Here is a 15,982-nt window from a genome sequence, read left to right on the forward strand (position 1 = left end):
CAACCCGATCGTCAGGAGCAGAGAGAGAGAGAGAAGCCAAAAACACGCCAGACACCGTCCAAGGATTAGCCAGTAGCTCAAGTCGGTTAGCAGCATTGCAAAACTGTTGTAGTCTTGGCTTGAGTTTGAATGGCCGAATTAGATTATGCAGTTGACGTTGTTCTCGAAAATAGCAGGGCTGTCTCTTGTTACTTGCGTGTCTGCAATTGTTTCGGGCTTGACGTTGCTGGCGCGCGGCACAGGCATTCTCGAGCCTGTTGAACTCGCCCATTATGATTTTGCCACTTCACAAGCTGCATCGTCCGATCTCACGCCCGACGTCGCAATAGTTGCCGTCCGCGACAATGAACTCGCTAAATGGGGATGGCCGATCAGTGATGAGCAACTAGCCCAGCTAATACATGCCGCTTTGGGGGCAGGCGCGAAAGTGGTGGGTGTGGACATCCTTCGCGAGCGCCCGGTCGAACCTGGTGCCGCTAAGTTGGAAGCGGTACTGAAAAATCCGCGTGTCACGACGATCGGCAAGCTGGGGAATGCAGGCGACTTCGTTATCACGCCGCCAGATGTCTCTTTGAAAAGGGGCTCATTCGGATTTGCCGATGTGCCAGTCGACCGTGACGGCGTGGCGCGTCGCTCGCTGCTTCTGGTGAACGATGGCCAAACGTTGAAATACTCTTTTTCACTCCAACTCGCATTCTCCGCTTTGGGCATCGCCGAACTGACCCCGTGGCCCGACAACCCCCAGGTTTTGAAGCTGGGCAACATACCCGTGCCGCCTTTGAACTCGGATTTCGGCAGCTATGCCAGGCTGGACGCAAGTGGCTATCAAATCATGGCTCATTTTGCCCAGCGCCTGCCTGTGGCACCGATGCTGTCCGCTAGGGAATTGCTGGAAGGCGAAACCGATTTGGGGGGGAAAGTGGTTCTGATCGGACTAATCAGCGATTCGATCAAGGATCATTTCGTTACACCGCTGAACAGGAATTCTGGAACTCAATATGTCTACGGGCTTCAGGTTCACGCGGCATTGGTCCAGCAATTGATTGACCACGTGCAAAACGGACTGCGCCCGATAACGGACCTACCACATTGGATCCAGGGCTTCATGGTTGTTGCTGCCAGTGTGTTGGCTTCGGGGATCGTTGTCCTGTTCCGGAACCCGGTCTTGGCAATCCTGCTTGGCGGAGCCGGGGCCCTTGGACTGTTGGGAGGAATGACATTCTCGTTGAACTGGCACCTCTGGTTGCCCGCTGTGCCGGTTACCGCCGCGTGGATCACGGCCTTTGTGCTGACGTTCATCTTTGTGGCTTCACGTGCGCGGCAACAACGTCGCGTCATGTCTCAGCTCTTTGAAAGCCAGTTGTCGCCGGAACTGGCGCAGGAAATCTGGAACCAGCGGGCATCCATACTCTCCAAGGGCGAAACGATCCCGCGGCGATTGCAGGTGAGTTTGCTGTTCGCCGATGTGGTCGGCGCTACGACGGTGGGCGGCAAAGCTGAACCTGATGCCTACCTTGCTTGGATTGGTACGCTGCTTGACGCTCTCAGCGAAGATGCCGCTTGCCACGGTGGATTTGTCGAGAAGTTCACCGGTGATGGCATCTTGGTTGCCTTCGGTGCGCCCCTGGCCCGCGAGAGCGGCAAAGAACTGACCGATGATGCCCGCGCAGCCTGCGCTTGCGCCCTCAAAATGCGCGAGACGGTTGCACGACTCAACTCGGCAGACGGTGTTCGCTGGCCATATGCCATGAGGATTGGGCTTCACAGCGGGCTGGTTTTTGGCGGGACGATCGGGCGAAAGGGCTCGATGCGCTACAATCTGGTCGGGGATGCGGTCAATGTTGCGGCTCGTATCGAAGCTTATGCCAAGACGCTGGAAGGTCGACAAATTCAGCCTGTTACGATATGCTGCAGCGAAGAATTTATGCTCCTTTTGGATGGATTTGCTGAGTGCTCGCCCGCAGGCACTCTTCTGCATGACGACAAAACGACAACCCATCGGATTTATACGATCGCGGGACTAATTCGGTAACCGACATCGGGTGTTTCGATGAAACTCGACTTCTTGGTTATTCCTGCTTTGGCTGTTGCGACGTTTTTTGTCGGCGCAGCCTCGGTCACAGCGGAATCAAAGAAGGCTAACGAGTCCAAAGAGCAAACTACAGTTGTTTTCGTTCCTCCGGCCTCGGGCGTGCCAGCCGACCGCGTTGGCGCGGGCACCCGAGATCTCGAGGTTTCTGGCAAGCGGGTTCGTGTGATTGCTCCCGACGGAGGTGGATTATCTTCTGAAAGCCGCCCTCTTGTCGTCTGGGAGTTGACGGAACCATTTGATGGTATCATGCAAGCCGAGGTCACCTTGCTGGAGGAAGGGGTGCGGGTTGCCGGGACAGCCCAAAACGCACGTTTCCGCCCCGGACTCTACGGGCTCGACATGGCAAGGGGCGACAGAGATCTGGAGCCGGGGCGAATCCATGCGATCACGATCTATCTGGCCGATGGCAAAACGCGCGAAGTCGTAGAGCGAGCAACCAGCCTGATCGAGCGTAGCGGACCGCGCCTTGGGAACGCAGCAGAGGCGGCATCAGCAGGCATCTGGTTCGATGCGCTTGGATACCTGACCGATATCGACTTTTCGGGTCGTGTCCGCGTGCAGGATGTCAGCGGTTTCACGCAGCTTCTGCAATCGGCAGGACTTTGAAACGGGAAAGCAAAGATGAGACTCGAGTTTCTGTCGAAGGCTTCAGCCAGGAAGAGACAATTTATTCGTCTGGCCGCATGGTTTTTGCTACTCGCTTCCATCCTTCCATCGGTGGCTGCGGCGGAAAAACGCGTCGCACTTGTGATCGGCAATTCCGACTATGAGTTCGTCAGCAACCTCGGAAACCCGGCCAATGACGCCGAGGACATCGCGAAGGCACTAGAAAGAATCGGATTTGCAGTAACATCCGGCCTCAATCTGGATTATCGCGAGATGCGTCTTGCGATTCGGGATTTTGCCGAAACAGCTCAAGACGCGGATATGGTGTTTGTCTACTTCGCTGGTCATGGCGTGGAAATCGACAAGACCAACTACTTGATCCCTGTAAACGCCGAACTCCGAAGCGACCGGGACGTAGAGTTCGAGGCGATCAGGCTGGATGCGGTCATCAATGCGGTGGCCGATACGTCGGCTCTCAAGGTCGTCCTGGTGGATGCGTGCAGAAATAACCCGTTCCTGACCGACATGCTCCGAACCTCGGCGACCCGCTCGGTCGGGCAGGGCCTTGGGCGGATTGATCCCGGTGGCGTACTGGTGGGCTACTCGGCACGGGGTGGAACCTTGGCGCTGGATGGCGAGGGGCGAAACAGCCCTTATGCCGAGGCGCTTCTTGCCCATATCGAGGAGCCAGGGCTTGAGATTGGAAAGATGTTTCGCAAGATCCGCGATTCCGTTTATCGGTCAACCGACGGGTATCAAGAGCCGTTTACCTACGGTTCGCTTCCGGGCGAGGACATTTTTCTGGTGCCAGAGGTTCAGGTCGCAGCAATGACTCCAGTTCCGGAAGCGCCCTCCATTGGACAAGAAATCGCAGCGGGTTTCGCTGATGCGGATCAAGATGGCTCTATAGGTGCCTGGCAAACTTTTCTGGAACGGTTTGGTGTTCATGAGGCACACCCCCTGGTTCGTTTGGCTGTGCGCAAGCACGAAGAACTCACCCGTACTGCCGCCGCACCACCCAAGAGTGACGTTGAAAAATCGGCCTCTAACATTCAGAATGAACTGACCGCCTATGCTGCTGCCGAAAAAATTGCCTCTCCACGCGGCTGGGCACTCTATTTTGAGCGCTTCCCGGCCGGAAGGCTATCCAAAAGCGCGATTGTGCGCGAAGAGCAGGCCCTCTTTGACGATCTTCAAGCCCGAGCCTACGGACGGTATCGCACGATCCGAGACGGTGAAGTCATGAATGCGGAAATGCGAAGGCTCGGCTTGGAAATGCTCGATCTGCCCAAGAAGCTGGTGTCCGAGATGCAGTGGGCACTGAAATCCAGGGGGAACGATATCGGGCAAATTGACGGTCAGATCGGTCCACGGACCATCGGGGCGATCGAGAAGGTTCAACTTGCGCTGGGCTTGCCGAAGACAGGACTGCCAACGCGTGCGACCTTGGCCGCCCTTGGCCAAATTGACAGCGACACCCCCGCATCCGGCCTTTTTTCCACTTCGGGGGCGATAGCTCGACCTGTTGATCCCGAGGCAATAGGGATTCTGGAAAACGATGCTAGGCTTGCCAGAGTCGTCCGCACTTTCAAGCGAAAGCCCCTAATCTACGGTTTTTTCCAAGGGAGTCTGTACGTGGCCGTAGATCTCGGTACCACGATCGGAGAACCTGACCTGGACGCGTATCTCAGAGAAGTCGGTGGCAAACTCGTCGAAATCGAAACGAAGGAGGAAGAAGAGTTCGTAGTTGATATGGTTCGTTTCGATCAAAAACTTTGGACTGCTCAAGCGTCGAGCATAAAAAACAATTACGGGCCCGCGATCGGGTTGACCAAGACTCCGTTGGGATGGCGCTGGCGCTCAGGTTCGGATTTGACATTGGAAAACTGGGCGCCTGGGCAACCTTCGCTCAAGGACGCCGAAGCGATGTATGGGATGCTGGTTCCCGTCGATAGATTATCAAGAAACGCACACCGAGTTGGCCGAGTAGGATGGATGCCAAGCCGTTTTATCTCCCGCCAACTCATCATCGAGATAAAGTGAAACTGAGCATCCGAGCATTGGCTGACTGCGAAAGTGTTGGCCTTCGGTTTGGTGGGCAACTTGCCAGTCCTTGGCTAATTTCAGATACCCCCTCCCCTTAGGCTCGGGACCCATTGATTTCCGCCGTGCAACATGATTCATCGCACCCAAAGCAAGCGGTGAACATGTCAGATCGATTCCGGCTGAGCGACGAGCAGATGGCCCGTCTGGAACCCGTCATGGGAAGGCGCAAAGCGCAGTGACCTCAAAGCAGAGAGCGCGCGGGGAGCATAACCTGACGTTTGTCCCCGAGAACCGAGAACTCTCCTGCATCTAAATAAAGAAACAACTGCAGGAGGTTGATCCATGAAGTACCTGTCCGGCCACCTGCGGTTTTTTTCGTGAATGAGGCGGTCTTGGCTGGTCTGCTCTGGTCCAACCTTTCGCCCCCGATTGCGGCGTTATTCCAGTCGACGGGGCCTCGCGCGATCCCGAAATTATTGCCAGACGTCGCTGGGCGTTTGCACCCAATACGCAAAGCTTGATGTCGCGCTGAAATCAGCCAGCCCGAAGGCCGGCTGATCCGTCCGACCTCCCCTCGATAGGCGCTTGCAATGCACCCGAGGTCCTTTCGATTACGATCTATGCCGCCTGCGCCGCCAGCCTGCGTTGTTCTTCGCGTGAAAAGAACAACAGGTAGAATACCGGCGCAGCGACCATGGTCAGGACCGTCGCAAAGGCCAGGCCGCCCATGATTGTGACCGCCATCGACACGAAGAAGGCGTCGGTCAGCAGCGGCGCCATGCCCAGAATCGTGGTGATCGCCGCCAGCATTACCGGACGCAGTCGCGAAACCGAGGCCTCGATGATCGCCTCGCGCAGAGGCTTGCCGGTGGCACGGACCAGGTCGATTTCCTCGACCAACACGATGCCGTTCTTGATCAGCATACCCGACAGGCTGAGCAGACCCAGAAGCGCGGTGAAGGTAAAGGGCAGCCCCGTACCCAACAGCCCGATCACCACACCGTTCACCGACATCGGCACCAGCAGCCAGATGATGATCGGCTGCCGGATTGCGTTGAACAGCAGCACCGAGATCAGAACCATGATCAGCAGGCTCAGCGGCAGTTGCCTGCCCAGGCTCGCCTGTGCCTTGCCCGAATCCTCGAACTCACCACCCCATTCCAGCTTGTAGCCCAGCGGCAGGTCCATCGATTCGATGGCATCGCGCACCTCGGCATGCACTTCCGCGGCAGTCAGATCGGCGGGGATATCGGCGCCCACTGTGATGGTCAGCACCCGGTCGCGCCGGTGCACCAGGGTGTTGAGCGCCTTGTACTGGAACCCGTCCACCATCTGCTCGATAGGTACGAATTTCTGGGACTGGTCCGAATACACCACCTGATCGACGATCGAATAGTCTCCGTCCGCCGGACGGCGCAGGATGATGGGGATAAGACGGTCGCGCTCCCGGAACACGCCGCCGGTGATGCCATCGGTCGAGAATTGCAGCGTCGCGGCAATGTCCTCGCGGGCAACGCCGGCGGTCTGGGCGCGTTCGGTCGCATAGATCGGCTGCAGCACCAATTCCTGCTCGCGCCAGTCGTGATGTACGTCCAGCGCGTTGGGAGATGCCTCTGACATGCGCCGCACCGCCTCGTCGGCCAGTCGCCGCAGCACGACCGGATCGCTGCCCGAGAACCGCGCCTCGATCGGGGTGCCGCCGCCGGGGCCGAAGACCAGGCGCTTGGTGCGGAACTCGCCCTCGGGGAACCGGGCCGAACCGAAGGCCTTAAGCTCGGCCTGAAGCGCGGGGATGTCCTCGAGCGTTTCGGTGCGGATGATCATGTGCCCATAGCTGGGGTTCGGCTTTTCGGCCGAATAGGTCAGCATGAAGCGCGTCGCGCCCTGCCCCACGAATGTCGCAACAGAGACCACGTCGTCACGCTGGGCCAGCCAGTCCTCGAACACGGCCATGTCGGCGGCCGTTCGGTCGATCGGGGTGCCCTGCGGCAGCTTGTAATGCACGAAGAACAGCGGCGTGTTCGAGTTGGGGAAAAACTGCTGCTTCATCAGCCCGAAACCCGCATAACAGGCCACTGTGATGCCCACCAGCCCGGCCACCACCAGCCAGCGGAACCGCAGCGCCCAGGCCAGCGTCGCGCCATAAAGGCGGAACAGAAGGCCACTGTATGCGTCGATCCCTCCCTCTTTACCCTGATTGAAGAAATAGTGCCCCAACAACGGCGTGACCGTGATCGCCAGAACCCAACTGAGCAGCAGCGAAATGCCGATCACCGCAAACAGCGAGAACAGGAATTCGCCCGTCGCATCCGGGCTGAGCCCGATTCCCGCAAAGGCCGTGATGCCGATGACCGTGGCCCCTAGCAGCGGGATCTGGGTCTTGGAGGCGGCCTCGTCTGCGGCATCGCGCGAGTTCTTGCCCTGCAGCATCGCGATCTGCATCCCTTCGGCCACCACGATGGCGTTGTCGACCAGCATCCCCATCGCGATGATCAGCGCGCCCAGCGAGATGCGCTCCATCTCGATGGAAAACACCGCCATGAACAGCAGTGTGCCCACCACCGTCAAAAGCAAGGTCGATCCTACGACGACGGCCGCGCGCCAGCCCATGAAGATGCCCAGCACCACCACCACGATGGCCACCGACATGGCCAGGTTGACCAGGAAATCGTTCGAGGCCTGCTCGACCACCACATGCTGCTGGTAGATGGGCAGAATCTCCACCCCGGCGGGGATTTCCACGTCCAGTTCGGCCAGCTTGGCGTCGACGCGTTTGCCGACCTCGACGATGTTCTCGGTCGACAGGCCGGCGATGCCTAGGGTGAATGCCTCGACCCCGTTGAAGCGGATCAGGATGTCGGGATCGGTCTGGCGGGCGCGATAGACATTGGCCATGTCGAACAGGTTGATCACCTGCCCTTGCGAGCCGACCGACAGCCCGGCGATTTCCGACACGCTGTCGGACCCGTCCGCCGTCAGGATCGTGGTGCGGTGATCCTCGGCCCGCAGGGTACCCGATTCCTGAACCGAGTTGGCGTTGGCGATAGCCTCGTTGATCGCGGTCAGCGGAACGTTCTGGTTGACCGAAATGGCAAGGTCAGGCTCGATGAAGATCGCCTCGTCCGGCAGGCCCTGCACCTCGACATCGGCCACGCCTTCGACCGTCAGCAATTCGCGGCGCAGAAAGGTGGACAGTTCGTGTTTTTCCGCGTCGGTGAACCCTTCGGCGGTGACGGCATAGAACAGGCCGAACACGTCGCCGAACCCGTCATTGACGAACGGCGCGCTGACCCCCGAGGGCAGACCGCGCGACGCATCGCGCACCTTGGCCCGCAGGCGGGTCCAGATGTCGGGCAGTTCGGACCCGTCATAGGTGGATTTGATCTCGACCTCGATCAGCGACTGGCCGGGGCGGTTGACCGAGGTGATGACATCGACCTCGCCCATCTGCTGGATGGCGGATTCCAGCGGCTCCGAGACCTCTTCTGCGACCTGCTCGGCGGTTGCGCCGGGATAGCTGGTGATGATGACGGCGTTCTTGATGGTAAAGGCCGGGTCTTCCAGCCGGCCCAGCGCGGAAAAGCCCCAGATGCCGCCCAGCAAGGTGACCAGGATGATCAGCCAAGTCTGGATCGGCCTGTCGATCGAGGCGCGTGCGATATTCATCGTCGCCCCCTTCAGTTGGCAAAGCCGGCAAAACGCCGGACGGTCTGCCCGACGGTCAGAACCGCGCCGCCCGCGACGACGATCTCATCCCCATCCGAAAGGCCGGTCAGCACCCGCACGTCGCCCGATTGGGTGGGCTCGACCGTGACCGGAACCCATTTGACGGTGCCTTCGTCGGCGCCCACGGGCGAAAACACCATCACGCCAAGATTGCCCTCGGCGTCGGACACGATGGCGGTGGGGGGCACGATGATGCCGGTGCGTTTGTCATCGACTTTGACGTTCACCGTGACCGATGATCCGGGCAGTATCCGCAGCCCTTCGGGCGGCGTCAGGCCGAACTGGATGCGGAAGGTCTGACCGACGCTGGATGTTTCGGCGTCGAATTCGCGGATTTCCAACGGGAACACTTGATCGCTGGCCGGGAATTTCGCGGTGATGGTGAATCCATCCTCCTGGCTGGTGCGCTGGAACAGGATTTCGGGCACGTCCACCTCGATGCGCAGTTCCGACATGTCATGGATGCGCACGATCGGGGTGCCGGCCGAAACGGTGGTGAAATTCTCGACCTCGCGCCGCGAAACCAGTGCATCGAATGGCGCAGTCAGGGTGGCATGTTCCAGGTTGTATTCGGCGTCGCGCACGGCGATGGCCGCCAGTTGCGCGGCGGTTTCGGCATCATCGACGGCGACCTCGCTGGCGGTGGTGCCACGCAGACGCGAGAGGCGCGCAAGCGTGCGGTCGGCCTGTTCCTTCTGAAGCTTGGCGCGATCCAGCGCCAGCTCGAACGGCTCCTGATCCAGCCGGGCGATCAGGCCGCCCTTGGGAACCTCGAAGCCTTCGTTGACGGGCAGTTCCAAGATCTGGCCGCCCACCTGAAACGCCAGGTCCACGGTCTGGCGCGCAGCCACACGGCCGAAGAATTGCCGCGAGAAACCAGGGGCGGTTTCCTGCACCACCATCAGTTTCACGGGTTTCACCGCTTCCTGCGCGGCGATCGGCGTGGCCACAAAGGCCAGGGCAAGACCCAGAGAAGTCAGCAGCTTCATTTCGTCAGTCCCTCGGGTATTCCCGTTTTCAAAATGTTGGTACGGATCTTGCAGGCAAGTCGGGCAAATTCGGCGGTTTCAGCGTCGTTCAGGCCAGAGGCGCTGCGAAAAAGCTCTCCGGCGGTGGCAACCAGCATGTTACGGGTCTCGGTTCCCTTGTCGGTCAGCACCAGGAGCCAGGCCCGGCGATCGCTGGGGTCGGACTGACGGGTCAGATAGCCTGCGCGCTCCAACGCGTCCGCCGTGGCGGTGATCGTCGACGGCACGGTCAGCATGTCAGCCGCCAGCACGCCCATGCGCTTGGGCTGGTCCAGCTTGACCAGCATGTGGCATTCCTGCTGACTGAGGTCGGTTTCGATGCTGGCAAAGCTTTCTTCCAGCTTCCAGTACAACGCATAGACGCCCATCATCGCCTGGATCTCGGGCGTCAGGCTGGACAGCCGCTGGCCGATTTCTGTCGTCATGTTCTTCTCCGCACGGATCAGGCGGTCATATACTTCAACTAATGAACTATTCAAGACTTGAAGTTAAAGTTTGGTTTCCACGCTTGATTCCCTTGGGTCAACCTCTCTTGATCTGGGGGCGTTGTGACTGCATTTTGGGCGAATCCGAAACGTTCAGGACCCGACATGTATACGCCCGCAATCACCGGTACCGGTGTTTTCACGCCCGAAAACGTCATCACCAACGCCGAGCTGGTCAAAGCCTTCAACGCCTATGCGGACAAGATGAACGCCGCCAATGCCGAGGCCATCGCCGCCGGCGAGATGGAGCCGATGCAGCATTCCTCGGAAGAGTTCATCGTCAAGGCATCCGGCATCGAGAACCGGTACGTCATGGACAAGACCGGCGTGCTGGACCCCGAGGTGATGCACCCCCTGCTGCGCCAGCGCAGCGATGACGAGCCGGGCATCATGACCGAGATGGCACTGGACGCCTGCAACAAGGCGCTGGCCCAAGCGGGGCGGACGGCGGCGGATGTCGATCTGGTGATCTGTGCCGCGTCGAACCATGAACGGGCCTATCCCGCCATCGCCATCGAAATCCAAAAAGAGCTGGGCATCACCGGGTTCGGGTTCGACATGAACGTGGCCTGTTCCTCGGCCACGTTCGGCATCCAGGCGGCAGCCGACATGATCCGGTCTGGGTCCGTGCGGGCGGCGCTGGTGGTCAACCCCGAGATCTGCTCGGGGCACCTGGAATGGCGCGACCGGGATTGCCACTTCATCTTCGGCGACGTGGCCACGGCGACTCTGATCGAACGGATCGAGGATGCCAAAGGCCCGCATTTCGAGATCCTGTCGACCCGCTGCGCGACCGAGTTTTCCAACAACATCCGCAACAACAACGGTTTTCTGCGGCGCACCCGGCCCGACGGGTTGAAGGATCGCCGCGACATGCAGTTCATGCAGAACGGACGCAAGGTGTTCAAAGAAGTGCTGCCGATGGTCAGCAAGCACATCAGCGACCACATGGCCGCCGAAGGCATCCAAAGCAGCGATCTGAGGCGCCTGTGGCTGCATCAGGCCAACAAGACGATGAACGACTTCATCGGCAAGAAGGTCCTGGGCCGCGAACCTGAGCCGGGCGAACAGCCCAACATCCTGCAGGACTATGCCAACACCTCGTCGGCCGGATCGATTATTGCGTTCTCCAAATACTCCGACGACCTGCAGGATGGTGACATCGGCCTGATCTGTTCATTTGGGGCGGGGTATTCGGTGGGGTCCGTCCTCGTCAAACGCCACGCCTAGAGGGGCCGTTCCGCCAAGGTCGGTCCAAACGAGCCGCTCCGTCACGTCAGGCATGAAAGGTGTCGGGCGCAACCTGCCCAGACGGACGTTAGCTGACGCTTTCTTCTTCCAGATGCAGCTTCATTTCGATCAGCACCTGCTGCAGCATCGAGGTTTCCTTCAGCAGGCGCTTGGCCTCGTTCACGGTAATGATCCCATCCTCGATCGCCGACTGGTATTCAGTCATCAGCATAGCGAAACGCTGGCTGAGCGCGATCACGTCCGAGTTGACACCGCCCGTGCGGCTGCGCTGTGAATTTCGCTCGTCATAGGACAGGGTGATGTTCTTCAGATCGGCCAGCGCCGAGGTCACATGCGGATAGGTCGCGACCGCCTCGAGCCGGGCCACCGCATCGACGGGCATGAACCTGTCGGCGTGCTCGGGATTGTCCGAATAATACCGGCCCAGAGTTGCCTTCGACTTTCCGGTGATCTCGCATGCCGCCTCGATGCCGACATCCTTGACCAGGGCTTCGGTGTGTTTCTTCAGATAAGGCCCGATATCCGCCATGTTCTTCCCCGAGTCTTCGACATTGCCCTCCCGGCTGTCCACTCCGGGGAAAGGGTAGGAATAATTCCCATACAGGAATAATCTTTGAAATGCCATAAGTTTGCCATCCCTCGAAGAACCAAGGGATATCTGAGTGAGTGGCGGCAATATTCAGCCGGTAATGAGTACAAGCAAAGCCAATCTGATTGGCTTTGCGAAAGGTTCGGTCGAATTGCGACCGGCGGTGTCGCTGTTGCGTGCACGAGGTAATCCATCCCCAAGAGCCAAGCTCTGCCTCTGCAACCGCAACGGCGGCGTCGACCTTCCCCCGGCATCGCGGCCGGAACTGACCGCTTGCCCGCGCCGACGCGTCCGATTAGACCCGGGCCATGGCCAAGCTGTACTTCAACTACTCAACCATGAACGCGGGCAAATCGACAGTGTTGCTGCAGGCCTCGCACAACTATCGCGAGCGTGGCATGGACACCTATCTGATGACCGCCGCCATCGACGGACGTGCAGGGATGGGGCGCATCGCTTCGCGGATCGGGATTTCGGCCCAGGCCGACACGTTCCGCCCCGAGGATGACGTGTTCGCAATGGTTCGCGACCGGCTGGACCAAGGGCCGGTGGCCTGTGTCTTCGTGGACGAGGCGCAGTTTCTGTCCGAAACCCAAGTCTGGCAACTGGCGCGCGCGGTCGATGACCTGAACGTGCCGGTGCTGGCCTATGGGTTGCGGGTGGATTTCCAGGGCAAGCTGTTTCCCGGCTCGGCCGCCCTGCTGGCGCTGGCGGATGAAATGCGCGAGGTGCGCACCATCTGCAAATGCGGGCGCAAGGCCACGATGGTGATCCGCCAGGACGAAAATGGCCGCGCCATTACCGAAGGCGCGCAGGTGCAGATCGGCGGAAACGAGACCTATGTCTCGCTGTGCCGCAGACACTGGCGTGAGGCTGTGGGCGCCTAGACCGGGTTCGGCAGCGGACGCCCCGCAACAAAGGCCGCCACGTTGTCCAGTGCCATGTGCCCCATGTCGGTGCGCACCTCTTCGGTCGCGGTCCCCAGATGCGGCAGCAAGGTCACGTTTTCCATGTCGCGCAGGGCCTCCGGCACGGCGGGCTCGAACTCATAGACATCCAACCCCGCCCCGGCGATCTGACGCGCCTGAAGCGCATGGATCAGCGCGGTCTCGTCCACCACTTCGCCGCGAGCGATGTTGATCAGGATGGCCGAGGGGCGCATCGCCGCTAGCACCGCGCCGTCGATCAGGTGGAATGTCTCGACCCCACCGGGGACCGCAATCACCAGGAAATCGACTGCCGAGGCAAGCCCAGAAAGATCAGAAGCACAGTCCGCGGGAAAGTCCAGCGCCTTCGGGCTGCGCGAATGATAGGCGACCTGCATGCCGAACCCGAAATGGCAGCGCCGCGCAATGGCCTGCCCGATCCGGCCCATGCCGACGATGCCGACCCGCTTGCCCGTCACATGATGGCCCAGCATCTGGGTCGGGTGCCAGCCTTGCCACGCACCCGACCGGACCAACCGTTCGCCCTCGCCCGCGCGGCGCGCCGTGGCCAAAAGCAGGGTCATTGCGATGTCAGCGGTGGCGTCGGTCACCGCGCCGGGCGTGTTGGTGACCTGCACCCCGGCCGCGCGCGCGGCGGCCACGTCAATATGGTTGAAGCCCACGCCGAAATTGGCCAGCAGCCGGCAGCGCGGCTGGGGCACCTGCTCGAACACGCGGGCGGAAAACAGGTCGCCCAACGTCGGGATCACAACGTCGAACGCGCGCAGGGCATAGAGCAACTCGTCGGGGTCCAACGGCGCGGTGCTGTCGCGGATTTCGGCGCCGTACTCGGTGCGGGCGCGGTCGGTGACCGCAGGCGGCATGGGGCGGGTGATCCACAATTTCATCAGTGCATCCGCCCGCCCAACGGCACCTTGCCGTCGGGTCCGATCAGAACGATCTCGCCGTTTTCGTCAGGCAGGCCCAGCACCAGAACCTCGGACATGAACCGGCCGATCTGGCGCGGCGGAAAGTTCACGACCGCCAGCACCTGTTTGCCCACCAGCGTTTCCGGCTTGTAATGCGCGGTGACCTGGGCCGAAGTCTTGCGTTCGCCGATCTCTTCACCGAAATCGATCCACATCTTGATCGCGGGCTTGCGCGCCTCGGGGTAAGGTTCGGCGCGGATCACCTCGCCCACGCGGATATCGACCTTGAGGAAATCGTCGAAGGAAATCTCACTCATGCGACAGCTCCTTCGAGCGTTCAGTGGCAGCGGTGACGGCGCGCTTCAGCAGCGCCGGAAAGCCGGTTTCCGGGTCCATCAACACCTCGAGTGCGGCCTGCGTGGTGCCGTTGGGCGAGGTGACGTTGATGCGCAGCTGCGCGGGGTCTTCCTCGGCCGCCATGGCCAGCGCCCCGGCCCCGGCCACCGTGGCCTTGGCCAGGTGCAGCGCCAGATCGGCGGGCAAACCGTTGGCCTGACCGGCGGCGGCCATGGTTTCGATCAGGTGAAACACATAGGCCGGACCCGAACCGCTGAGACCGGTCACCGCATCCATCTGGCCTTCGTCCTGAAGGCGCACCGTCTGGCCTACGGCCGACAGCAGGCCCTCGGCCAAGATCATGTCGTCCTCCGAGGCATGATTGTTGCCGATCAGCGCGGTGATGCCCTGCCGGATCGCCGCCGGCGTGTTGGGCATGGCGCGCACGATCGGCGTATTCGCGCCCAGCGCTTTTTCAAAACTGGCGATCTGGGTCCCCGCGGCGACCGAGATGAACAGGCTGCCGCCCCCGCCCAGCGCCTGGATCGCCGGCAGCGCATCACCCATCATCTGCGGCTTGACCGCCACCAGAACCACCGCTGGGGATTCGGGCAGCGCAGTGTTCAGGTTGACCCCCTGCGCCCTGAGCCAATCCGAGGGGTTCGGGTCGACCACCCAGACCGAGGCGGCGGGCAATCCGTGGTCCAGCCAGCCGGCCAGCATGGCCGACCCCATCTTGCCACATCCCAGAAGCACCAGCCCCTGATCTGCGACGCGTGACATGTCCATGATCGCCCCTCCCCTGCTTTTGCGGTTCAGGGCAAAGCTTTACGCGCGGCCGTAAGCCTCTGCAATGGCGACTTGCATCGCCTCTTCGGCACTGCGGTTGCCCCAGGTCACCAGCTGGATCGCCGGATAGTAGCGCTCGGCGCTGAGGACGGCGGCGGTGATCATCGTGTCGATCTGCTCGGGGCTGGCCGACTGGCCACCCGCCATAACCAAGCCGTACCGATAGACCATCAGCTTCTGGTTGGCCCAATAGGTGAAGGCCCCGGCCCAGCATTGATCATTCATGTGATTCAGCAGTTCGTACAGATCACCAATCCGGTCGGATGGCGGCTCCATCTCGAACGAACAGACCATGCGCAACGTTTCGTCGTAATTGGACCAAGCCAGGGTGATCGAGTAGGTGCGCCACTGGCCTTCGACCGCCATGGCGATCTGGTCGTCGCCGATCCGGTCGAAATCCCAGTCGTGATGCTCGGCCAGATGTTCGACAATGTCGATCGGATGAAGGTCTTCTTCCAGAAAATGCTCGGACAGGGCCATGATGCCACCTCACTGAAAATCTAGCATTTCGGGGCTGGCAGCGCCCCAGCGCTAGTTGCCTGCTCTACAAGCCGGGCTTCCCCCTTTGGCCTGTACTAAATATGGTGCGCTGCAGGCCGGACTCTGACAACCCCCAAACTTGGGGATAACAGCAATAAGTTGTGGATGGATGGCAACGGCGATCAAAATATTGGCGGCAATCGCAGGTTTGTCTTGATTTATGCTCAACTGACGGCAAGATTCACCTCACCGCAGGATCCCGGCCCGGACCCTGCGAAAAGGAGCGTTTTTTCCGAAGTTTTTGACCAGGGATTCGGGCGCGGAGCGCCCCGACCTGGCTTACTTGTCCAGCTTGGCCTCCAGCGCGGCGATGCGCGCCTCGAGCGCGGCGTTCTCTTCGCGCGCCTTCTGGGCCATGGCGCGGACGGCGTCGAATTCCTCACGCGTGACGAAATCGCGATCGGCCAGCCAACGGTCGAGCAGCGACTTCATCGCATTCTCGGCCTCTTCCCGCGCGCCCTGGGCCACACCCATCGCGTTGGTCATCAGCTGGGACATATCGTCCAGAAACTTGTTGCGGGTCTGCATGTCACTTCTCCGGTATCGCGGTTGACCCCTATATGGGGGATCAGGGGCGCG

The 15,982-nt window shown here is 60.6% G+C and carries 14 protein-coding genes; 5 read left to right on the forward strand and 9 right to left on the reverse strand.

Annotated features, from left to right (window positions below; all coding sequences use genetic code 11):
- Window positions 1-145: 145 nt before the first annotated feature.
- From AC2FMD_RS15185 to AC2FMD_RS15195, 3 genes are read left to right on the forward strand one after another with little or no spacing between them, the layout of a single operon-like run.
- Window positions 146-2,032 carry a CHASE2 domain-containing protein gene (locus AC2FMD_RS15185; RefSeq protein WP_496743044.1) on the forward strand — a complete coding sequence of 629 codons (1,887 nt, stop codon included), beginning with the start codon at window positions 146-148 and terminating at the stop codon, window positions 2,030-2,032.
- Window positions 2,033-2,050: 18 nt separating this feature from the next.
- Window positions 2,051-2,698: a hypothetical protein gene (locus tag AC2FMD_RS15190; RefSeq protein ID WP_496687264.1), complete on the forward strand. Its 648-nt coding sequence runs from the start codon at window positions 2,051-2,053 to the stop codon at window positions 2,696-2,698.
- A gap of 15 nt (window positions 2,699-2,713) precedes the next feature.
- On the forward strand, window positions 2,714-4,741 hold the full coding sequence (locus tag AC2FMD_RS15195; RefSeq protein WP_496743045.1) for a caspase family protein: 2,028 nt from the start codon (window positions 2,714-2,716) through the stop codon (window positions 4,739-4,741).
- A gap of 621 nt (window positions 4,742-5,362) precedes the next feature.
- Here AC2FMD_RS15195 and AC2FMD_RS15200 read toward each other — a convergent pair.
- Genes AC2FMD_RS15200 through AC2FMD_RS15210 form a run of 3 tightly spaced genes read right to left on the reverse strand, consistent with a single transcriptional unit; the run spans window position 5,363 to window position 9,923 of the window.
- The gene (locus AC2FMD_RS15200; RefSeq protein ID WP_496743047.1) at window positions 5,363-8,410 is read right to left on the reverse strand and encodes an efflux RND transporter permease subunit; all 3,048 of its coding nucleotides are present in this window, start codon (window positions 8,408-8,410) and stop codon (window positions 5,363-5,365) included.
- 11 nt (window positions 8,411-8,421) lie between these two features.
- Window positions 8,422-9,459 carry an efflux RND transporter periplasmic adaptor subunit gene (locus tag AC2FMD_RS15205; protein ID WP_496743049.1) on the reverse strand — a complete coding sequence of 346 codons (1,038 nt, stop codon included), beginning with the start codon at window positions 9,457-9,459 and terminating at the stop codon, window positions 8,422-8,424.
- Window positions 9,456-9,923, reverse strand: coding sequence for a MarR family winged helix-turn-helix transcriptional regulator (locus AC2FMD_RS15210; RefSeq protein ID WP_496795212.1), 468 nt, complete (start codon window positions 9,921-9,923; stop codon window positions 9,456-9,458). Before AC2FMD_RS15210 ends, AC2FMD_RS15205 begins: the two co-directional genes overlap by 4 nt.
- 165 nt (window positions 9,924-10,088) lie before the next feature.
- Between AC2FMD_RS15210 and AC2FMD_RS15215 the strand changes: the two genes are divergently transcribed.
- Window positions 10,089-11,213 carry a beta-ketoacyl-ACP synthase III gene (locus AC2FMD_RS15215; RefSeq protein ID WP_496711250.1) on the forward strand — a complete coding sequence of 375 codons (1,125 nt, stop codon included), beginning with the start codon at window positions 10,089-10,091 and terminating at the stop codon, window positions 11,211-11,213.
- A gap of 88 nt (window positions 11,214-11,301) precedes the next feature.
- Here the strand turns inward: AC2FMD_RS15215 and AC2FMD_RS15220 are convergent, their stop codons facing one another.
- On the reverse strand, window positions 11,302-11,763 hold the full coding sequence (locus AC2FMD_RS15220; protein WP_005981593.1) for a hypothetical protein: 462 nt from the start codon (window positions 11,761-11,763) through the stop codon (window positions 11,302-11,304).
- Window positions 11,764-12,131: 368 nt separating this feature from the next.
- Between AC2FMD_RS15220 and AC2FMD_RS15225 the strand changes: the two genes are divergently transcribed.
- Window positions 12,132-12,710 (forward strand): thymidine kinase, encoded by a 579-nt coding sequence (locus tag AC2FMD_RS15225; protein ID WP_496678572.1) that lies wholly within the window; start codon window positions 12,132-12,134, stop codon window positions 12,708-12,710.
- Here AC2FMD_RS15225 and AC2FMD_RS15230 read toward each other — a convergent pair.
- From AC2FMD_RS15230 to AC2FMD_RS15250, 5 genes are all read right to left on the reverse strand, one after another.
- Entirely contained in the window at window positions 12,707-13,657 is a 951-nt protein-coding gene (locus AC2FMD_RS15230; protein ID WP_496795213.1) for a 2-hydroxyacid dehydrogenase, read from the reverse strand. The two genes, AC2FMD_RS15225 and AC2FMD_RS15230, sit on opposite strands and share 4 nt — an antisense overlap.
- The gene (locus tag AC2FMD_RS15235) at window positions 13,657-13,995 is read right to left on the reverse strand and encodes a tRNA-binding protein (RefSeq protein ID WP_496678576.1); all 339 of its coding nucleotides are present in this window, start codon (window positions 13,993-13,995) and stop codon (window positions 13,657-13,659) included. The genes AC2FMD_RS15230 and AC2FMD_RS15235 overlap by 1 nt, the downstream gene beginning before the upstream one ends.
- The gene (gene proC, locus AC2FMD_RS15240; RefSeq protein WP_496711252.1) at window positions 13,988-14,803 is read right to left on the reverse strand and encodes a pyrroline-5-carboxylate reductase; all 816 of its coding nucleotides are present in this window, start codon (window positions 14,801-14,803) and stop codon (window positions 13,988-13,990) included. The genes AC2FMD_RS15235 and proC overlap by 8 nt, the downstream gene beginning before the upstream one ends.
- Before the next feature lie 39 nt (window positions 14,804-14,842).
- On the reverse strand, window positions 14,843-15,343 hold the full coding sequence (locus AC2FMD_RS15245) for a type III secretion system chaperone family protein (protein ID WP_496687251.1): 501 nt from the start codon (window positions 15,341-15,343) through the stop codon (window positions 14,843-14,845).
- Window positions 15,344-15,682: 339 nt separating this feature from the next.
- Window positions 15,683-15,931: an accessory factor UbiK family protein gene (locus AC2FMD_RS15250; RefSeq protein ID WP_005981581.1), complete on the reverse strand. Its 249-nt coding sequence runs from the start codon at window positions 15,929-15,931 to the stop codon at window positions 15,683-15,685.
- Between the last annotated feature and the right edge of the window lie 51 nt (window positions 15,932-15,982).

It is taken from the genome of Ruegeria sp. BHSC276 (assembly GCF_059612945.1).